Origin of the sequence: Faecalibacillus intestinalis, from assembly GCF_015097455.1 — a bacterium.
Classification (GTDB): Bacteria; Bacillota_I; Bacilli_A; order Erysipelotrichales; family Coprobacillaceae; genus Faecalibacillus; species Faecalibacillus intestinalis.
On record NZ_AP024085.1, the window covers coordinates 2,086,327 to 2,108,735 of the forward strand.

Annotated in this window: 17 protein-coding genes; 2 read left to right on the forward strand and 15 right to left on the reverse strand. The window is 29.5% G+C overall.

All coding sequences use genetic code 11. The features are described from left to right. Positions 1-14: 14 nt before the first annotated feature. The 8 genes from Fi14EGH31_RS11175 to Fi14EGH31_RS11210 form a co-directional block, all read right to left on the reverse strand. A complete protein-coding gene (locus tag Fi14EGH31_RS11175; RefSeq protein WP_107029574.1) occupies positions 15-1,082 on the reverse strand; it encodes a 6-phosphofructokinase in 1,068 nt (355 codons plus the stop codon). A gap of 10 nt (positions 1,083-1,092) precedes the next feature. Next, positions 1,093-3,132, reverse strand: a complete 2,040-nt coding sequence (ppk1, locus tag Fi14EGH31_RS11180) for a polyphosphate kinase 1 (protein WP_117831652.1) — start codon at positions 3,130-3,132, stop codon at positions 1,093-1,095. 116 nt (positions 3,133-3,248) lie between these two features. Continuing rightward, positions 3,249-4,928, reverse strand: a complete 1,680-nt coding sequence (locus Fi14EGH31_RS11185; RefSeq protein ID WP_200764818.1) for a sensor domain-containing protein — start codon at positions 4,926-4,928, stop codon at positions 3,249-3,251. A gap of 12 nt (positions 4,929-4,940) precedes the next feature. Next, a complete protein-coding gene (locus Fi14EGH31_RS11190; RefSeq protein WP_200764819.1) occupies positions 4,941-7,145 on the reverse strand; it encodes a GGDEF domain-containing protein in 2,205 nt (734 codons plus the stop codon). A 552-nt stretch (positions 7,146-7,697) separates the two neighbouring features. Further along, positions 7,698-9,182 (reverse strand): glycoside hydrolase family 1 protein, encoded by a 1,485-nt coding sequence (locus Fi14EGH31_RS11195; RefSeq protein ID WP_107029578.1) that lies wholly within the window; start codon positions 9,180-9,182, stop codon positions 7,698-7,700. Positions 9,183-9,286: 104 nt separating this feature from the next. Next, a complete protein-coding gene (locus Fi14EGH31_RS11200; protein ID WP_117831657.1) occupies positions 9,287-10,240 on the reverse strand; it encodes a hypothetical protein in 954 nt (317 codons plus the stop codon). A gap of 147 nt (positions 10,241-10,387) precedes the next feature. Beyond that, positions 10,388-11,332 (reverse strand): 3-hydroxyacyl-CoA dehydrogenase, encoded by a 945-nt coding sequence (locus Fi14EGH31_RS11205; RefSeq protein ID WP_107029580.1) that lies wholly within the window; start codon positions 11,330-11,332, stop codon positions 10,388-10,390. 114 nt (positions 11,333-11,446) lie between these two features. Beyond that, positions 11,447-14,041 (reverse strand): YhgE/Pip domain-containing protein, encoded by a 2,595-nt coding sequence (locus tag Fi14EGH31_RS11210; RefSeq protein WP_118306508.1) that lies wholly within the window; start codon positions 14,039-14,041, stop codon positions 11,447-11,449. 150 nt (positions 14,042-14,191) lie between these two features. Here Fi14EGH31_RS11210 and Fi14EGH31_RS11215 point away from each other — a divergent pair, with 150 nt between their 5' ends. Next, positions 14,192-14,623: an Rrf2 family transcriptional regulator gene (locus Fi14EGH31_RS11215; RefSeq protein ID WP_022001648.1), complete on the forward strand. Its 432-nt coding sequence runs from the start codon at positions 14,192-14,194 to the stop codon at positions 14,621-14,623. A gap of 57 nt (positions 14,624-14,680) precedes the next feature. Here Fi14EGH31_RS11215 and Fi14EGH31_RS11220 read toward each other — a convergent pair whose 3' ends face one another. The 4 genes from Fi14EGH31_RS11220 to Fi14EGH31_RS11235 form a co-directional block, all read right to left on the reverse strand. Then, entirely contained in the window at positions 14,681-16,762 is a 2,082-nt protein-coding gene (locus Fi14EGH31_RS11220; protein WP_118347300.1) for a GLUG motif-containing protein, read from the reverse strand. Positions 16,763-16,922: 160 nt separating this feature from the next. Continuing rightward, positions 16,923-17,519 carry a hypothetical protein gene (locus Fi14EGH31_RS11225; RefSeq protein WP_118347298.1) on the reverse strand — a complete coding sequence of 199 codons (597 nt, stop codon included), beginning with the start codon at positions 17,517-17,519 and terminating at the stop codon, positions 16,923-16,925. Positions 17,520-17,530: 11 nt separating this feature from the next. Further along, on the reverse strand, positions 17,531-18,085 hold the full coding sequence (locus Fi14EGH31_RS11230) for a chromate transporter (RefSeq protein WP_022001651.1): 555 nt from the start codon (positions 18,083-18,085) through the stop codon (positions 17,531-17,533). Next, entirely contained in the window at positions 18,082-18,642 is a 561-nt protein-coding gene (locus Fi14EGH31_RS11235; protein ID WP_107029592.1) for a chromate transporter, read from the reverse strand. Before Fi14EGH31_RS11235 ends, Fi14EGH31_RS11230 begins: the two co-directional genes overlap by 4 nt. Positions 18,643-18,738: 96 nt before the next feature. On the opposite strand from Fi14EGH31_RS11235, the gene Fi14EGH31_RS11240 reads away from it, so the two are divergent. After that, positions 18,739-19,590 carry a LysR family transcriptional regulator gene (locus tag Fi14EGH31_RS11240; protein ID WP_022001219.1) on the forward strand — a complete coding sequence of 284 codons (852 nt, stop codon included), beginning with the start codon at positions 18,739-18,741 and terminating at the stop codon, positions 19,588-19,590. 25 nt (positions 19,591-19,615) lie between these two features. On the opposite strand, the gene rsmH is transcribed toward Fi14EGH31_RS11240, so the two are convergent. The 3 genes from rsmH to Fi14EGH31_RS11255 form a co-directional block, all read right to left on the reverse strand. Continuing rightward, on the reverse strand, positions 19,616-20,662 hold the full coding sequence (gene rsmH, locus Fi14EGH31_RS11245; RefSeq protein ID WP_118347296.1) for a 16S rRNA (cytosine(1402)-N(4))-methyltransferase RsmH: 1,047 nt from the start codon (positions 20,660-20,662) through the stop codon (positions 19,616-19,618). A 131-nt stretch (positions 20,663-20,793) separates the two neighbouring features. Beyond that, complete coding sequence (locus Fi14EGH31_RS11250) at positions 20,794-21,669, reverse strand: YitT family protein (RefSeq protein ID WP_117346497.1); 876 nt, start codon at positions 21,667-21,669, stop codon at positions 20,794-20,796. After that, a complete protein-coding gene (locus Fi14EGH31_RS11255) occupies positions 21,666-22,406 on the reverse strand; it encodes a copper homeostasis protein CutC (protein ID WP_117825915.1) in 741 nt (246 codons plus the stop codon). The genes Fi14EGH31_RS11250 and Fi14EGH31_RS11255 overlap by 4 nt, the downstream gene beginning before the upstream one ends. Between the last annotated feature and the right edge of the window lie 3 nt (positions 22,407-22,409).

Consider the following 22,409-nt stretch of genomic DNA (forward strand, 5'->3'; position numbering starts at 1 on the left):
CCATTATATGCTGTTTATTCGCCAAATGTAATCCCCATTTTTTTAGCACTCGAAACAACTTCACACTCAGGATCAACAAATTTTAATTTACCTGCTGTTTCACTTAAAGGAATCGCTTTGATTTCATTTTTATCAAAAACAACAAGTTTTCCAAAATCTTTGTTTAAAAGAAGATTTGCCCCATATACCCCAAAGCGTGTTGCCATAAAACGATCATAACTACAAGGATTTCCTCCTCTTTGAATATGTCCAGCTAACGCCACACGAATTTCATTAGGAATCAACTCTTGTAATTGTTCAGCGATTTCATAAGCAACCGAACGTCCTTGGCGACTTGCAACTTTTGCTTTGTATTTTTTCTTCGATAAAAGACTATCTTCTTCACTAATAGCTCCTTCTGCACAAGCAATGATTGTATATTCTTTTCCTGTTTTTTGATTTTCTTTGATTTTTTTTGCAACCACTTTAATATCATAAGGAATTTCTGGAAGTAAAATCGCATCCACTCCTGCTGCAATACCTGCCTGTAAGCAAATATGTCCTACTTTATGTCCCATGATTTCTACAACGAAAACGCGACTATGGCTTTTAGCGGTTGTTTCAATTTCATTTAAATAGTTTGTTGCAATATCCACAGCACTTTGAAAACCAAAAGTATAATCTGTACCCCATGTATCATTATCGATTGTTTTAGGGAGTCCTATCACATTTAAACCCTCTTGTGCTAACATGTTCGCCGATTTTAAAGAACCATTCCCCCCTAAAACCACAAGACAATCAAGTTTCAATTTCTTATATGTTTTTTTCATTGCTTCAACTTTGTCAAAGCCATCTTCAATAACACGCATTTTTTTAAAAGGACAACGTGAAGAACCTAAAATCGTTCCACCAACATTTAAAATATCTTCAAAATCACTTAAAGACATCTTTTTATATTTTTCATACATCAATCCTTGATAACCTTTTAAAAAGCCAATAATTTCAATATCTTTTCTTTGTTGGTAAAGTGCTTTTACTAAACCACGCATTGTCGCATTAAGTGCTTGGCAATCACCACCACTTGTAAGAATTCCAACTCTCATAAAACTCCTCCTATTTCACATCATTTTTAAAAAAGTATTCTTGACTATTCATTTCTCTATTTTTATTTTTTATACGTTTGTATTTACCATTATTTTCTAACGAACATGCTTTTACATTATCACGAAGCATACAATCAAACATTGTTAGTAACTTATGTTTTAATTTTTCATCTAATACAGGCGCTGCCACTTCAACACGTCTTTCAAGATTTCGTGTCATTAAATCAGCTGAAGAAATATAAACAGTTGGATTATTTTTACCAAAAATATAAATTCTAGAATGTTCCAAATATCTTCCAACAATTGATAGAACTCGAATATTTTCTGTTGCTCCTTCAACACCAGGAATAAGACAACAAATTCCCCTTACAACCATATCAATTTGAACCCCTGCTTGACTTGCTTCAATAAGCTTATCAATCATCTTTTTACTGGTTACCGAATTACATTTAAAGCCAATATAAGCTTCTTTTCCTTGTTTAGCAAGTTCGATTTGTTCATCGATATACTTAAAGATATGACTGATCATACAATGTGGTGCTACCATGAGTAAATCTGTATGATTTTCGGTTTCACCTAAACATAAATGATTAAAGACTCCATTAATTTCTTCTCCGATTTCATATTTAGAAGTCATTAATGATAAATCTGTATAAAGTTTTGATGTTTTTTCATTATAATTTCCCGTACCAATTTGACTAATATATTGAATTCCTTTTTCATTTTTATACGTGATTAAACATAATTTAGAATGCACTTTTAAACCATCTAAACCATAAATCACACGACATCCGGCCTCTTCTAAACGTTTCGACCAACCAATATTATTTTCTTCATCAAAACGCGCTCTTAATTCAACTAAAACAACAACTTCTTTTCCATTTTCTGCTGCTTTAATTAAAGATTTTACGATTTTAGAATTCTTTGCTACACGATAAAGTGTCATTTTAATACTTACCACATTTTTATCATTACTTGCTTCATCTAAAAGTCTTAAAAATGGTGACATAGATTCAAACGGATAAGAAAGTAATAAATCTCTTTTTAAGATTTGTTTAATCATTGGTACTCTATTTTCAACGAATGCATTATTTCTTGCTTCTAAACGTTTATAGAACATACTTGGACAAATATATCTTAAACGATCTCTTAATTCACCCACAAAACCAAAATCAAGAGGTGAATTATTAATGAAAACTTGATTTTTCTTTAAATTCAAGAAATTCATCAACATAAGTACTTCAAGTTCGTCCAATCCTGGTGTCATCTCTAAACGCATTGGCGAAAGTTTTCTTCTTTGTTTAATCAAGTTTTCCATCATTTCTCGATAATCTTCATGCCCTTCTAATGAATGATCATCTTCATCAATATCCGCACTTCTTGTTACACGAATAAGTGCTTTTTCTTTTACAGAATATTTAGAAAAAATACGTGAAACAAAATGTAAAATAATATCTTCTACTAAAATAAATTTTTGTGGTTGACTTGGAAGTGCAATCAGTCTTTCATCCATTGCATTAGCACAAGAAATAATTCCCATTTTCCTTTTACCTTTTTTCGATTCAAGATGTACAACGACATACATTTCACGATTATTGATAAATGGAAATGGTTGTCTTTTAGAAATAACTTGTGGTGAAATAAGTGGTAGTAATTCTCTTTCAAAATAATCAGCAAAATAACGGCGGTCTTCTTTGCTTTCAATATCTTTATATTTTATTACTGACCATCCTGATTGTCCAAGTTCCGACATCACATTTTCATAGATACGATCTTTCTTTTTATTAAGATAATGGACTTTTTTTAAACATGCTTTTAATTGTTCTAAACCCGTCATTCCTGTTTTATTGTCTTTGGAATCTGGATAAAATAACATTTGGTCATAAAGTGATCCTATACGTACCATAAAAAACTCATCTAAATTTGTTTGATAAATTGAAATAAAGCTTAACTTTTCCGCAAGTGGTACTTGTGGATCTTTTGCTTGCATTAAAACACGATCGTTAAATTTAAGCCATGATAACTCTCTATTTTCTCGGCATACGTTCATTTTTATTCCCCCAATATATAATAATTTATACACTCTTTCTTATTTAATATAAAAACATTTTACACCTTCAACAATCTACCATCTATCAAGTTTATGTAAAATTCAAAAAAGAAGAATTATTTCTTCTTAATTTGTCGATTGTAAAACTCATCTTCTGGCGCTGGTTTCCCAAAAAGATAACCTTGGATATAATCTGGATTTAATTTTTTGATTTCTTGAAGCTCTTCTTCCGTTTCAACACCTTCAATACATACATTCAATTTCAAAGAATGTGCCATTTCAATAATATAAATCAAAATACTTCTTTCATAATTTGAAGAAAGTGCTTTTTGGGTTAAAACACGATCTATTTTAATATAATGCGGTGTTAAATTGCTTAAACGATATGCATTTGAATAACCTGTTCCATAATCATCTAAAACAAGCGTAATTCCTTCTTCTTTTAATGATGACCAAAGTTTTTTATAATGATATGTATTTTCTAAATAACCTGATTCAGTTACCTCAATTCCTAACAAAGCAGGTTTTAAGTTATAATCTTTTAAAGCTTGTTTAATTTCATCTAATATCCTACTTTTAATAATTTGTACATAGGACAAATTAACATTCACCTTAAATTCAGGAATAAATTCTTGCCACTTTTTACAACAAGCAACCGCTTGTCTTAAAATCCAACGACCAGTAGGAATAATTAAACCAGATTCTTCTAAAATAGGAATAAATTCTGCTGGTGAAACAAATTCAATTTGTTCATTTCTTTTCATTTTAAAACGCATTAAAGCTTCTGCACCTATAAGATTTCTTGTATGTATATCAATAATTGGTTGGTAATAAACATCAAAATTCTTAAAATTGTGATCAACTGCATTTTGTAATCCAACGCGAATTTCTCTTCTTCGAATGAATTGTTTATATTTATCTTGTGTAAAGAAATAACAACTATTCTTTCCTTTTTTCTTAGCTTCGTTTAAAGCAAATTCTGAATATTTAATAAGTGTATCATAGTCTTTCATTTCTTTATCAATCTCAACAATCCCTACTGAAATCGTATAAACTATGCGATAATCACTCTCTTCTAAAGCAACCTCAACTGATTTTTTTAATTCATCATAAAGTTCTAAGATATCTTCTTTTGTATGATTTGCTAAGTCCATAATTATAAAGCGACCATTTCCCAATTCGTAAATCTTTTGATTTTCATTGATACACGATTGCATACACCTAGAAAACTGTTTTAAAATTTCATCTCCACACTTTAAACCAAAACGCCCATTGATTTCTTCAAAATCATCAATACCAATTTGCATAAAATAACCTGTAATATTATTTTTACTTTTAGAAGAAATATACTCCTCTAAACTTGGTTCTCTTAAAAGTCCACTAATATTATCTGCTTTTTGTCTTTTTCCAATTTCATTAACACAACCAATAAGGTATAAAGGTTTATTAAATTCATCTAAAATCACATCACCTCGACAATTGATCCAAACTGGATTATGTTGTCGATCTAACCAACGATAATGTAAACTATGCTCAGTAATTTCTCCCGATTTAATTTTATTGAACTCATCAAATAATAAAGGAAGATCGTCTTCATAAACAAAATAGTTATGGGCTTTTGTTGCATCACAAAAATGATAACTTGGCAAACAAAAACGATTTACGGCATGTTTTGAAATACTATAATAATCATTTTGAATATCAAAAAGATATAAATAATCATCCATACTTCGATTAAATAATTGAATAGCTTCTTCCAATTGTTCTCTTGAAAGATTTATTTTGTTTTTTTTCAAAATAGTTCCTCCTTATCCTTTTTTTCCTCTTTGTAAATGTTTTTCCTTTTTTCTTTCGTACATTAATGAATCCGCCAATCTAATGGTATGATTTAAATCAAAAGGACTATTATAGTCAAAGACACTTATTCCATAGGATAAACTGACATAATAAGGTAACTGGTATTTTTCATTAAAATATTGTGTTCTTTCTTGAATTAATGAATCAATATGAATAATAAAATCTTCATTTTTACAAGTAAACGCAATACCAAATTCATCGCCACCTAAGCGTCCAATAACAGCATGTGTTTGAAAAATATCATTTAGTATTTCACATACTATTTGAATTGCTTTATCTCCCTGGTCATGTCCAAATGTATCATTGATATATTTTAAATTATCTAAATCTCCTATAAAGAAATAAAGATTTTCAGAAACTTCTTTATATTCTTTATAAAGAAGTTTAATATTTTGAATCAGTCCTCGTCGATTATAAATATGAGTTAATTCATCTGTATTAGAAATACTATTTAGTTCTCTAACAATGGCATTGACATTTAAAGATATCCCAATTTGATTAGAAAGATATTCAAGTGTTTCTAAATCAAAATATGTACAATCCGTCACCAAAAAGCCATAAAAATTTTCATTAGAGTAAATGCTTGTAAGTATTTTATAAGGTTGCTTTGCAAGATTTAAAACATCTTTTAGTAACACATGTGTATTTTTAATAGGCTGTCTTTGGCCATTTTCTACATTTATAATTAATTCCATTGTTTTTGGCATGATAAATGGTCTAAATTCATAAGTCATAACAGGTGTTTCAAAAAGATAAAGCTGTGCATTATGAATACCTAGAGAAGGTATATTATCCGCAATAGCATAAATATCATCATTCAAAGATTCAAACAACATCCCTTTATTCACTTGTCCAATACTTCTCATTCTCCTTGTATAACGCTTTTCTTTTAACAAAAGAAGATAATTATAACTACTAATCATTTGTAAATAAATATATTGTTTAAAAGACTGGAGTTTTATTTTATCTTCCATGTTGAGGTAGTTTTCAGTATTTATTAAAAATGATAGACACAAAAAGAGTCTTTCTAAATCCAAATAACGAATATCATCTTCATTAAAAATCAAATTAATATAATCTCCTATTTGTTGATAAACGCAATGTTTCGTACAATCTTTTACCGAAAGATCCAATAAATAAGTAAAGAAACTCCATACAGTTTTTTGATAATTGGAACTATAAACCAATTTATTATCAAAAACATATTGTGTCATTCCTTGAGCTATATATTCATTACTTTCTTTTTCAGCTCTACAAAAAAGAATAAATTCACCAATTTCAGTTTCTTCATGGTTTTCACAATCAACAGAAAGACGAGGAATAAAATGGGCATCTATATATTGATTTTGTGTAGAACCATTTTTATAAAGATCATAGCCTTGTTTTATTCCTAAATAAGCAATAAAAGAAGCATCCGCATGACAAGAAGCAAGCGGTGGAACCATATGTGTTGATTCTGGTTTATCATCAAAACCAGACACCATAATATCTTTACCTACACGTTTCCCTATTTTTTCTAATTCACGATATAAATAATAAGCAATATCATCCGTCACGCACATAATTCCATCTAATTCAGGATTTTCTTGAAGCCATTTATTCATTAAATTCCCTGAATCAATATTATAACCAGGTGTCGATAAAATATACTTTTCTTCAAAAAGCATATCATGACTTGATAAGGCTTCTTGATAGCCTGCAAGTCTTTGCTTTGCAGTAACCCCACTATCATAACCAGTAATAATTCCAATATGTTGACAATGATTTTTTTCAATCATATAACTTACAGCATCATAAACAGCTCTTTTGTTATTATAGACAACAAAAGGATAATCTTTTATTTGTGAATTTAAAGTAACTACTGGTATATGAAAATATTTTGGAAAAGCCTCTCTTGTTTTTTGATCCGTACGACAAATACTTGAAGCGGGAATAACTAAAAAATCTAAATCTAAATAATTTGCAAAAGCATAGACATTTGCTTTTTGATAATCAGAAGATTGTACAAACTTTACATTTGGATCAACTGAACCACCAAAAAAGATAACAAGTTCTATTCCCAGTTCTTTACACGCTTCATTTGCTCCTCGGCATATTTCCATATTATAATCAGAGGCACTTGTAATCATAAGTCCTGCTTTAATTGAGTGTTCCATTTTTTCACCTCTTTTCATCAATTATAACACAAACCTATAAAAAAGATAAAAAAAAGACCAAATGGCCTTCAAATAAATTCTACAAGTCTTGTACAAATTTCAGAATATTATTGTCAAAAAATTATTTAAGGAAGAAAAACCTGTTCATGATTTGTCTATGATGTTTATTATATTTTTTCTTAAATAAAAATCAATTTATTCTTATCAAAAACAAAAATAAAAGAAATTACATTGTTAAAAAACTTAATTAACCATCTGACACATTTTTTGATTTAACACCGTTATTATTACTTTAAACCGAGGAGTATAATCTATCACTTTTTTAAAATATTATATACTTGTCTTAAAGAGGTGGATACTATGGCTAAAAATCAAAAAAGGATTCTTTAATTCCTTTAACTAGAAAATATGCAAATCTCATAAGTCATGATAAATAAGATACCATTCATACAATAAGTTATACATAGGTATTCATCTTGCTTACCCCTTTATCATCATATATGATTACACTAAAAAAATATCAAAAAAAGATGTGATTTTTAAAATCACACCTTATTCATCCTCTAATAAAACTTCTCCATTAGATTCAATTATTTCTTTATAACGATAATAAGAATCTTTTAATTTTCTTTCTAGCGTACCATGTCCATCATTAAAACGATCTACATAAACAAAACCATAACGTTTTTTCATTTCACCAGTACCAGCTGATACAACATCAATTGGTCCCCAATATAAATAACCTCGACAATCAACACCATCTTCAATAGCATCATTAACATTCTTTAAATGTTCTTCAATATAATGAACTCTGAAATCATCATGAATTTCACCTTTTTCATCAATATTTTCATCTAAACCAACACCATTTTCTACAATTAATAATGGTAAATGATAACGATCATATAAAACATTTAAAGTATAACGTAATCCTACCGGATCAACAGCCCATCCCCAAGGTTGAGGTGCTTTATCTTTAAGATATGGATTATCACGGCATGTAAGTCCACCTGTATCTACTTTTAAGTTCACATCACGATCAAATGTTGTTGAACGATAATAACTAAATGATAAGAAATCAACTGTATTTTCTTTAATCAATTTTAATTCTTCATCACTAAATTCTACATTTACTTGATCTTCTTTCCATACTTTCTTTAAATAAGTTGGTACAATACCTAAGCAGAATGGATCTGCCATAAAGAAAATATTCATACGTTGAGCATCTAAAGTTCCAACAACATTTAAAGGATCACAGTTATATGGATAAGTAGCTACTGATGAAGCTGTCATCATACAGCCAATTTGGTAATCTTCACTAATTTCATGTCCTAATTGAACTGTTTTCGCATTTGCGACTAAGATATTATGATAAGCATCCCATTGATCTTGTTTTGTAGTTGAACCAATTGGATCACTAGGATCTTTAGGATCTTTAATTGTTAAAACCCCGCCAGCAACAAGCGGCATTCTAAATAACGCATTGACTTCATTAAATGTAAGCCAGAATTTAACTTTTCCTTTATAACGTGTAAAAACAGTTTTTACATAACGTAACCAAAAATCAATTAATTGAGGATTAGACCATCCACCATATTCAGTAATTAAATGTAATGGTGTTTCATAATGTGATAAAGTAATGACAGGTTCCATTCCTAATTCATTCATGCATGCAAACATATCATCATAATAAGCAAGACCTGCTTCATTTGGTTCAAGTTCATCCCCATTAGGGAAAATTCTTCCCCAAGCAATAGAAGTTCTAAAACTATTGAATCCCATACCTTTCATTAATTTTAAATCTTCACGGTAACGATGATACCCATCTACGGCATCATGTGATAAATAAACTTTATCAGAATTTAATTTCATTTCATATTTTTTCTTATCTTCATTCCATTGAATACCAGGATCTTTAGACATAATACCTACAAGTACATCTGTAACGTTTGGTTGTTTCCCATCTTCCAACCAAGCACCTTCATATTGGTTAGCAGCAATAGCTCCACCCCATAAAAAATCTTTTGGAAAACTCATTTTCTCTACCTCCGTTTTTCTAAATGTATTATAGCACTTAGTAAACAAGGAACTCTTTCATTTCATAATTTGAAAAAATAAGAATTATATTTAATTTTTTTATTCTATGATTTAAAATATTCTTCTATCTCTTTTTCTTCATCTTCAGGAATTTCTAAAAATTGAATTGCTTCTTTAAATGTCATTTGCAATTTTGTCATCATTTTTCTTACATATTCTATATTCTTTCTAATTCTCTCTTTTTGTGTCCCTTTTTTTGTCCCTTTTTCCAACGCTTCTAATTCGATAACTTCTCCTAAATTACACATATCTCTCATCCTTTCTTCAAATTCTTCATCATCCAAGCCATATCCTTTTATTACTTCATTCTTTTCTTGATAATTCAATGTATTATTCAATAATGCGCCTATAGGCATTAGTATTTCATCATAGCTTTCATACTTATCATTAGGACTATGTCCTTTGCTTAAGTATATCATAAGTTGTTCTTCTTTATCATAATTTTCTATTTTTTCTTCATAATTTCCACTTAAATGATTTTCTGCTATTTTGAGTTGATTGATACAGCCATCTTTACTCTTTGTAGCTTGTGGCATGATCCAAAATGAATACACTTTTTTCATTCCATCATAATTTTCACTATCATATTCTCTTCCCCATTGACTGGAAATCATTCTTGAGCTATAAGCGATGCTTCTTGTGACAAGATGATATCCTGGACTTGTCTTGTTTTGAATTTCAATATTAATGTAGACTCTTTTGGTTGATTGATCTAGCTGTGGTAAATCGATATAGAAATAAATATCATAGCACATCAATCCTTCATCTTTGATAAAAGCTTCTTTATCCATTAAATGAAAATGAGGATTGACGATTTTATCACCAATACGGACTCCTTTAATTAGCTTTTTTATTTCATCTAATGAAAGATGTTTGGCTTCTTCAACAAAACAAGAAATGATTCTAGAAAGCATATAAGGATGTCCTATCAGCATTTTACAATACTGATCGTACATGATTGTTTTATTAGAGCTTGTTATAAGATTTAATTGTTGCATAAGTAGTTCCTCCTGCTATATATATCGTTTATTTTTTTACTTTTTTCTTCTTTTTTTGTTAAAAAAATAAAAAACTTGGAAATTTCATTCCAATAATCTACTTAATATTCTCATTTTGACAAAAAAAGAAGAATCAAAACGATTCTTCTAATATTTATAGAAACCTTCTCCTGAAGACATACCAAGTTTTCCTTCATCAATATATTTCTTTAACATCTTAGCCATACCTTTAAAATTATAAGGAGCTAAAAATGATGGAACCTTCAAATACATAGAAACAATATTATATGCAGTTGTAAGTCCTACTGTATCTAATATTTGGAAAGGTCCTTTAGGAGCACCTGTACCAAGTGTCCAAGCTTTATCAATACTTTCAGGATCACTTATACCATTAACATAGAGATCCATTCCTGAAAATAATAAAGGAACAAGCATTGAATTTAATAAATAACCTGATTTTTCTTTTCTTACAGGTAATGGAATCATTCTTATTTCTTTAGCAAAATCCATAATCAAATCAAAATATTTTTGATCCGTTTGTTTTTGTGCCATGACTTCTGTCATATTATTTTTCCAAATACTATTTGCAAAATGTAATGATAAATATTTTTCTGGACGTTTTGTATATTTAGCGAACTTCGATGGTAATAATGTAGATGAATTCGTAACGATAACTGTCTTTTCAGGTAATAAATCTGCCATTTTTTTATAAATATCTATTTTTTGTTCTACATTTTCAGCCATTGATTCAATAATTAAATCGGCATCACTGACTGCTTTTTGTAAATCTAATTCTAATTTAATATTTTCATAGGCCTTATTAGCTTTTTCTAAACATTGTTCTTTATCAAAATCTTCATAATCACTAATACCCATGGCCCAATTTTGAGGTGTCTTTCCTTTATCGCTATCCATTAAAGTAATCGTAGCATGATAAACCTCTTTTAAATGATCTAATTTAGGCTGACATCTTCCTATACTTCCTTCACTTCTAAGCCAAATCGTTACATCAAAACCACAATAAGCTGCTTGATAAGCAATTTGACTTCCTAAAACGCCTCCACCAATAACAACAACATTTTTAATTTCCATAGATTCATCCTCCTACCTTTATTTTATCATTTTGTTAAATTATTCACAAAAGATTTTTTACTTTTAGTTTGAACTACATATAAAAAAGAACCCTATTTCTAGGATTCCTTTATACTATTCAGCTTTTGTTGAATTTACTTCTTCAAACATTTGAGGAATTGCATGTTTATCTTCTTTGTTTTTATATTTGAAGTAAACAACTGTTAATAATGAACATACTATTAAGATTCCTGCAAACACTGCAATTTCAACTGAAATTGAAGGAGCTGTCATACTAATTGTTTTTCTAAATCCATCTACACTATAAGTATATGGTACAAATTTATGAATAGCTTTGTAGATAGCTGGACCTGTATCTAATGGATAAGTACCAGCTGAACCACCTAAGTTAACAATCATGAATACAAGTAATAAGAAGTCACCAATAAATCCAGTTGTTAAACTTAACAACATAACGAGTGACATAAATGCCGCTGATACGAGAATTGCAAGTAAGTATGTTAAACCTAAATTAACAGGTTCAAATCCATTAATTAATCTTAAAGCAGTAACCATTACGATAGCTGCTAATGTAGAAACTGTATACATAACAGTTGCTTTACTTGCCCAATATTTCCATGCATTTTCAGCTTTTTTAATACCATGTCTAATTGGATACATTAAAGCAAATGCTAAGCATGTTACATATAAACCAACTGACATCATATAAGGAGCCATTGCATGACCGTTATTTTCAACTTTAGAAATTTCTTTATGACTTGTTTCAACAGGAGTAGCTACCATATCAGTAGTTTTATCTGTTGAATCAATCTTACTTTCTTCTGCACCAGATTTTAATGCACCATTTAAAGTAGTTACACCATCAGCTGCACTCTTAATTCCATCACCTAAAGTATCAGAACCAGCAGCCAACTTACTAGCACCATCACTAATTTGACCAGCACCATCAGATAATTGATTAGCACCATTCATTAATGTAGCATTATTACTTACTAATGTTGAAGTACCTGTAGCCAATTGATCAACACCACTTGTTAAAGCTGTAATTCCTTTAGTTAATTCAGGAACATTACTGTTTAATTTTGAAGTACCATCAGCTAAAGCAGTAGCACCACTTGTTAAAGCTGTATTGTTATCAGCAATTTGTGTTAAACCTTTTTGTAAACTATCCACACCAGCTGTATAAGCTTGAACACCTGCAACTAAAGCATCTTTAGAATCAACAGTTACTTGTTTAATATTTCCATCATTGTCAACAGTTACATATTTACCACCATTAACTTTTGCATTCACTTCATTTAATCCAGCTTGGACTGTTTGAGTTCCACTTACTAATCCTGTAGGAACTTTTGTACCATCTGTTAAAGTTCCACCATTAAGAGCTGCATCTAAATCATTTAAACTTGATTTAGTTGAACTAGATAATGTATTAATTGCTGTAGATGCACCTGTTGTATAAGTAGCAACCGAATCCATATATGAAGCTACACCGTCTTTATATTTATCTACAGGGAAATAATTTGTTAAACCATAAGCATCGATTTCTGCTCTTGACATTCCACTAGTTAATAATTTACTAGCAATTCCTTGTTTTTTAGCATCACCACTTGCATTTAATGTTTTAATTAATGTAGCATAATTATCTAATGATGTTTTTCCATCAGATAATTGAGTCAATGAATCTTGACTTGCTGCCATAGTTTTTTTGGAAGTTTCAAGATTTTCTTGTAATTTTTTTACACCATCAACTACTTGTTGATTTCCTACAACTAATTTTTCAGCACCTTCACCTAATGCTTTAACACCTGCATTTAATGCTGTGTTATTTTCAACCAATTGATTCGCACCAGCTAATGCTTGACTTACACCTGCTGTATAATCACTAACACCTTTATTTAATGCTTGAGCGCCAGCATTTAAATCACTTACACCACTAGCTAATGTAGGAGTAGCACTACCTAAAGTACCAACACCTGTTTTTAATTGGTAAATACCATTATTTACTGTAACAACACCATTTGTGTAATCTTTTAAACCTTTAGTTAAAGTATTTGTACCATCTTTAAATGTTAAAGAACTACTTGCTAATACTTTTAAGTTATCACTAATTGTTTTGTTACCATCTTCTAATTGAGTCATACCATCAGATAATTGTTGAGTACCATCGCTGGCTTCAGCAAATCCATCTGACATTGTTCCAATTGAAGTAAAGATTGTTTCAGCATATGTTTTTGTTACTGAAGCTGAAACTTCAGCTTTAATTTTTGCGATTGCTGAATCATCCATTTTTGATGCAACATAGTTTGTACCTGGATTTGTTGTATAATTTAAAACCATCTTTTTAGGATTTTTATCCAACAAAGTTGTTGCATTTTTGGAGAAATTGCTTGGAATCGTAATGACCATATAATAGTCACCATTTTTTAGTCCCTTATTTGCTTCTTTTGAATTTACAAAATGGAAATCTAATGAATCGTTGTCTTTTAACTTATCAACAAGTTGATTACCAACATCTAATTTCTTATCATTGTAATCAACTGCCTTATCTTTATTAACGACAGCGACAGGAAGATTTCCACTGTTACCATATGGATCCCACATAGATCCAAGGAAGACAACAGTGTAAATACTAGGAATAAGAATAAGAGCAACTAAAACAATTTGAATCCAATGATTTTTTAAAATGTTTTTCCACTCTTGCTTAATCATAAATATCCTTCTTTCTATCTTCTATAGACATTTTACATCTATAGATATATAATGTCTATAGAGTATTATAGTTTTTTCAATACAAATGTCAATATTCTTACATACAAAATATAAAAAATTAGTTATAATAAAAAAAGGGAAGGGATTACAATGAGGATTAGAAAAAGTTTTGAACAAGCAATTTGTATTTTATTGCTTATTGGTACAAGTGAAGGACCACTTAAAAGTCATGAATTAAGTAAAATGTTAGATGTTTCTGATTCATATTTAAAAAAAGTAACAAGACAACTTGTAGTAGCTGGTCTTATTACCTCTAAAGCAAGTAAGTTAGGTGGTTTTATTTTAAACAAAAAAATGAATGATATTTCTTTTTTAGATATTTTTGAAGCAATTGAAGGAAAAGAAAAATTTATTGAAACTACACATTTAGTTGATAAAGTCTTTGATCCAGCATTAAATGTTCAACATACAGAAGATATCATTATCAATCATTTAGATGCTGCTGAAAATCAATATAAACAAAAACTCAAAGAAATCAATCTTGGTGAAATTACAAATTATGTTCATCAAAATACAATATAAAAATAGGCTATTTGAATAAGCCTATTTTTATTATATGGTTCTATTTCTATTTTTTGCTTAAATCATTTCAATTTTTTTAACTATAACAACTAATCCAACAAAAGATATCATAAGAAGTATACTATATAAAACGTAATTAGTAGTATCTCCTGTTTTTGTAATTATGCTATTCTTATTGTCTTGTTTTACAGTTATACTTTCATTCTTATTACCTGTTACTTGTACTAAGTTATTATTATCTTTAACAACAGTAAATGTTGTACTTGCCAAGCCATCTGTCCATACAATTTCAAATGTATGTTTTCCTGCTGCTAGTGTATTAAGATAATCTTCTTTTAATGTTACAACAGTTGAACCTTCGCTAACAGTATAATTCTTTATATCAACAATAATACCATCTACTTTTACAAATTTGAATTTTGAAAATTCCCCATTACCTCTAATTACAAGGCCTTTATGAGCATCTTGTGTCCATGAACTATCAGCACCATCTAAAATTTTATATTCTTCTTGTCCTGGAGATGGTACAACTTTGGAAATTTTTTCTATTTCTTCATACTTACAAACTTCACAGACTCTCTTTTGTTCACCTTCTTGTTTTTCAGTAGCTTCTCGCACAATTTGCCAATTACCAAATTTATGTCCTGTAGCTTTAATAACAATAGGTTCACTTATAGAATTTATCATATTACTATCTGAATACATTAATCCACAATCTTCACATTTCCAGTATTCTTCAAATCCATCTTCTGTACAAGTAGCTGGTTTTTCTTCTACTAATTGAAGATGATGTCCTTTTGGATCAATTATTTGTGTTCCGCTTGTAACATCACACCTTCTACAATGAAAAGATTTTTCACCAGATTCTTTACAAGTAGCTTCTTTATCTACTGACATGGTATCGTTCCAATCATGCTCACCATAATAATCCTCGCAAATATTTGATAAAACATCCTTTGTTGTACTAGTTTGAACACCTGTTAAATCTGTACTATCAGATCCTCCCATTGCTTTTAAATTTGGATTTTTTTCTACATCGAAAGAATTATCTATAAAAATCCCATTACTATTTGGATTTCCTACAAAGCCTCCTGGGCTATATGTTTTTGAAGAACTAGTAATTTTTCCAGATGAGTGACTTTTAGTAATAGTACTGCCATCATTTGTACCTGCAAAACCACCAACTTTTGGTTCAAAATCAGTAACTATACTTTCTACATCACCAAAAGCCACACTATTTTTTATTTCAACATCTGACTCAACATATCCAGCAAAGCCACCCACATTCCAATCGCTTGCTGTTACTTTACCATAAGAAGCACATTTATCCACACCGCTTTCAAAGAATAAAACCCCTGCAAATCCTCCTACAGACCATGAACCTCTCACATTACCTTTAACGATACAGTTTTGATAAATCCCATTAAAATCTTCACCTATGAAGCCACCACTTTTACCTCCGCCAATAACTTCAACATCTACCACGCAGTCTTTATAAGTTCCATAACTGTTATACCCTACTAATCCCCCACTCAATGCTTTGGTATTTTCTACTGTTCCTGAAACTTTACAATCACTCACAGAAATAGACATCCCATATCCTTGTGAAGCATTTCCAATTAGAACTCCTGCTGCATTTCTATCTTTACATGATGCTTTTACATAAGCATCAGATATGATAATATTCTTTAGCTCATATCCACTAAAATTTCCAAATAAGCCAGCACTTACTCCTTCTTGAGTTTCATCTACATAAAGACCTGTAATTGTTTTATTATTACCATTAAAGTAGCTACTAAATGCATGAAAACTATCGTTAGAATCTCCATAACCAATCGGAATCCAACGATGTGCACTTAAATCAAGATCTGCTGTCAATACAAAATATTCTTTGGCATGAGTTTTATCGACTATACCAGAGTTAACATCTACCGCCAATTTAGCAAGCTGTTCTGCTGTTTCAATTTGCCATGGGTCTTCAGCTGTTCCACTTCCTCCTGCAAAATCAGTTGCTGCATAATCTGTCCAAATACCATTTGGGGCATCTTTCGCAAATACTGGTATCGACATACATGTCATACTAAAGAAAATACTTATTATAATTCCTAATATAAAACTTTTACTGTGTCCATTTCTCATTTTATTTCCCTCCTTTTTTTATTGATACTCCCTGTATCATTATTTTATATAAGAACTCTAAAAATGTCAATTTATAAACTTAAACGCTTTCATTTTTTACAAACAAAAACTCAAGGACTGTTCCTTGAGCTATCTATTATAAAATATTCTTAAATACATCTTATTTTTTATTAAATAACAATTCTAATAAATGAACACCTTTTCCTTTTCCTAAAAGAATTCCTTTTAAACATCGATTACATACACAAACTATTTGTTTATCATAAAATTGTTGAACATATTCTTGCATATATCTTTCTTGTATTTCTTTAGGATAGTGAGATAGATGTATATCATCTAAATCTTTTGTTTCATAGTGGAGTGTTCCACAAAAAATAGAATTGTCTTTATTATTTTTCATTTCAATAACTTCGATATTCATTTTCTTTAAAAGACTTCTAACAGCTTGATGTACTTCAGGATGATTTCTATCACGAAAACAATCCTGTAAATACATTTTTTGTCCATGATAATCAGGAAAATCAAAATTATCTAATTGATCAAAATATTCCCAAATAGACATAGTCTTTACTTGATTCTCTATTTGCTTTCTACAAGCTTGACATACATATAAACCAATATCACCTTTTTCAAATTCTCTTTTATCAATTTTACAACATTTTGCAATCGGCATTTGTTTTTCAAAATAATCTCTTACTTTTTTTGCTGTTTGAAGATGCATTGTAGCAAAATTACAACTTGGATAATAAATATACATTCTCTTTCCTCCTATATCATTTGAATAACAACCTCACTGATTCCTGCAAGAACCATAACTAAAATTGGATTCATTTTATATTTTCTAAGTAATATTAAACAAAGGATAAAAACAATAATTGCATGGTATCTTATATAAGAAATACCAATTAATGAATCTTTAAAAAATGAAGAAATCAAAATACTGATTCCACTAATCGCAATCATCGAAACAACCGCTGGTCTTAAATAAGAAAGAATTGTTTTCATTACTTTCATATCTTTATATTTTACATAAAAATAAGCAAGTAATGAAACAAGGATACATGAAGGTAAAATACAACCAAAAGTGGCAATAAGAGCACCAGGTAAATGAGCTACATATTGTCCAACAAATGTTGAAGAATTGACCGCAATGGGACCTGGTGTCATTTGGGAAATCGTAATAAGATCCGTAAATGTATTCTGACTGATCCAATGATAGGTGGAGATTACTTGTTGACTAATAAGAGGTAATGCGGCATAACCACCCCCAAAGCTAAAGAGTCCTATTTGGAAAAATGCCCAAAATAATTGTAAATAAATCATGCTCTTTCCCTCCTTATAAATAGCTCAACAAATGCGAGTAAAATACATCCTAAAATAATGTACATAATGTTCACATTTAAAAAGTAATTTAAAACAAAAGCTCCTATCATAATTAAAATATTTCTTTCTTTATGTTCATCCATGACACTTAAGGCCATATCATAAACCACACTTACGATAATCGCTCCAATTCCAGCACGCATCCCAAGAAGAATTGCACTGATGATTTTATTGGTAATAAATATTTTATAAAAATAAGCAATCACACTAATAATAACGATTGGTGGAATGATTGTGCCAATCACACAAACAATAATCCCTAAAATTCCTGCCATTTTATATCCTAAAACAATCGCTCCATTAACAGCTATTGCTCCTGGAGCACTTTGTGCAATCGCTACTAAATCCAACATTTCTTTTTCATCAATATAATGAAGTTGATCCACAAATCTTTCTTTTAATAAAGAAACAATCACATAACCTCCACCAAAAGTAAATGCTGATAAATAAAGTGTAGAGGTAAACAATTCCATTAATAATTTTCTTTTTTCCTTCATTTCTATCACCTATTTCATCTTAATACACATTGATCCATCTGTAAAATATTATATAATAATATTATACATAGGTATTTACCTATATAAGGAGGCATTATGACATTTAGACATCTAGAAATCTTTATGAGTGTTTATCAAAATCAAAGTATTACTAAAGCATCCAAAGAATTACACATTAGCCAACCTTCTGTTTCATTAGCTATTAAAGAATTGGAAGAAAAATATCAAACACCCTTATTTGATCGTATGAACCGTCAAATTTATCCTACAAAAAAAGCTCATCTTTTATATAATCATTCATTACAGATTCTTTCATCTCTTGAAAATATGGAAAATGAAATGTATGAAGATCATGTAGAAAATATTTCTTTTGGTTGTAGTGTCACTATGGCACAAGTTTTTTTACCTCAATTATTAAAAAAATTAAAAATGATTTATCCAACTATTCATTTTCATATTATCGTTAATAATCTTGAATATATAGAAAATTTACTTTTAAAAAATGAACTTGATTTTGCTTTAATTGAAACAACACCGCTTCATCAATTAAAAAAAATAGCCTTCTATCAAGATGAACTTGTTATTATTGTTCATCCAAAACATCCTTTATTAAAAGTAAAAGATTTAAAAGAACTAGAACATTATGATTATTATTCACGTGAAAAAGGAAGTTCTATTTATGAACTTGTTCATAGTTATTTTATAAGTCATGATTTAGATATTGTGCCAACTATTGAATGTACAAATCCTCATGCTTTAATTGAACTCGTTAAACAAAATGATGGCTTTTCGATACTTCCTTATTCTTTAGTTAAAGAATCAAAAGAAATAACTTATTTAAAAAATAATGATTTTCAAATACAAAGAACGTATCATATTGTCATGCACAAAGACAAAAAACTCCTTCCTCTCTATCAAGAAATATTTGAGCTTATTAAAAAGGAATAATGACCAAAAATCATTATTCCTTTTATTATTTAGCTTTAATTGCCCAACGCATTTTTGTTGATTTAGCTCTTGAATTTCGATGACATTCTTCTTTAGTAGGTCGTATTACATTTCGACATACATCTTCATAAACACCACTATTTTTCATTTCTTTAAAAGTCTTTTTAACAATACGATCTTCACCTGAATGGAAAGTTAAAATAGCTACTCTTCCTCCTGGTTTTAAAATATGAGGTAGTTTTTCAACAAATTCATATAAAACTTCAAATTCTTGATTGACTTCTATTCTTAAAGCTTGAAAAACTCGAGCTGCTGTTTTATTAACAATATCTTTTCTATTTTTATCTTCAATAAAATTTAATGTCTTATCAATGATTTTATAAAGTTGACGTGTTGTTTCTACTTCCATTCCTGAACGAATAAAAGAATATATGTTTTTAGCTAAAATATCTGCATAAGGTTCATCTGAATTTTCTACTAAAATATTTTCAAGTTCTTCTTTAGAGAGTTCTTTTAAGATTTCAGAAGCTGGTCTTCCAGCTTTGGGATTTAATCTTAAATCTAATGGTCCTTCTTTTTTATAAGAGAATCCTCTTTCAGGATTATCTATTTGCATGGATGAAACACCTAAATCAGCCAATACAAAATCAAACTTTCCATATTTTTCACTTACTTCATCGATATTTCTAAAATTCGTTAAGACCGATGTAAAAATATTTTCATCAAATCCTTTATTTCTTAATCTTTGTGTTGTTTTTTCAATTTCAATTGAATCAATATCTAATCCATAAACGTGACCTTGACCTTCTAATTTTTCTAACATTTTAGAAGTATGACCACCATAACCTAATGTACAATCTAAACCAACTTGTCCGGGTTGAATATCTAAAAAATCTAGAATCTCATCAACCATAATAGAAATATGCATTCCTGCTGGTGTACTTCCTTTAGAAATAACTTTTTCAATCGTTTCTGGATATTTTTCTGGATTTAATTCTTTATATTTATCTTCAAAATTTCTAGGGTGTGTCCCTTTATATCTTTTTCTTCTTTTATGTATTTGTTCACTCATAATTATTCCTCATTCTTTTTACTATTATAATATAACGAATAATCTTTTAAGAAACAATAGAAAGATAACAGACTTATTATTAGCAGTAGTAAAAATATTTTTTCTATTTTGGATATATAAAAAATAAGTTTTTATTCTATTGGTTGTTGATAAAAACCGCCATAAAAATTTTCAGTTTTTATAACATTAACTATTAAATCAGGATCCACATCTTTCATTAAGTCTACAATATCTTGGACTTCATAACTTGAAACCACTGTATGTAATAAATTCATTGGCTGTTTTGAATATCCTCCAATAGCCTCAACACAAGAAATACCATGACGATAATATTGGATATAGGCCTCTACAATTTCTTTTGATTTTTTTGTTGTTATTTGTAATGTTACACGTTCATAACGATGGTAAAAAGAATCGATTGTTTTTGTTGAAATAAATTGAAATAAAATAGAATATCCTGCATGGATCCAACCAAACATTGATCCAAATATCATAAGAATTAAAGTATTAAAAACAAAAACATATTCCCATATAGATTTACCCTTTTTATTAGAAATATAGAGAGCAATAAAATCTGTCCCTCCAGTGGAAGCATTTCCTCTAAGTACAAGAACTGCCATTAATCCATAGGAAACTCCCCCAAAAGTAATATTTAATAAAATATCATTAAATAAAGGTTGAAATTGACACACTTTTAAAAACAAACTCGCTAAAAATACTTGTAGTAATGAAAAAAGTGTAAATCTAGGGCTAATATTTTTATAGCATAAAATAGCAACCGGTACATTTAAAACAATCATGCCTAATGATGTTGAAAACGAAAAGCCAAAATAAGTAGAAGTAATTTTCTCAATAAGAATAGCTACCCCTGTAAATCCACTTGATAATAAATTTGCAGGTTGAATAAAGACTTGAATGACATACGCTTGACTTAACGCAGAAATCAAAACACAAAGAAACGTTACCAATGTTCTTGCTTTTTTATTTTTATTTAGTTTTTTTATCATATACTTTTCACAATTTTTTCAACTAATTCCTTAGAGACAACATCATAATCATTTTCATGAGGAACAGGGGCATAAGCATAAGAGACCTCATGTCTGTGTGTTGTTGCATCATTGATCCAGTCTTTACAAGAACTATGAACTTGATAAATTCCTGTATACTTCATCATTTCTTTGGCGTTACTTGCATTCATGCCACTTCCTGCAAGAATTTCAATTTGACTTCCATATTTTTCTTGTAAATTTTTAATTAGATCTTTTCCATCTATCGCTTTAGGTTTTAACCCACTTGTAAGAATACGATCCACTCCTAATTCAATTAATAATTCTATCGAAGTATAGGGATCTTCAACACAATCAAATGCACGATGAAAAACAACTTCTCCTTGATAACTTTTTATGATTTCTATCATTTCTTTTGTTTGTTTAATACAAATAGAACCATCTTTATTTAAACAACCAAAAGCTATTCCATCGGCTCCATTTTCTAATAAAGACTTTGCATCTTCTTTCATCACTTCAAATTCAATCTCGTTATAACAAAATCCTGCTCCTCTTGGTCTTACCATCGTAATTACTTTTAAGTTTGTATTCTTTTTTGTAAGTTTTAAAGTTGCTAGAGATGGTGTTAAACCGCCTAAATGTAAAGCATTATTAAGTTCAATGCGTTTTGCTCCACCATGATAAGCATTTAAAGCATCTTCATAACTTCCACAACATATTTCGATTATTCTTTCCATACT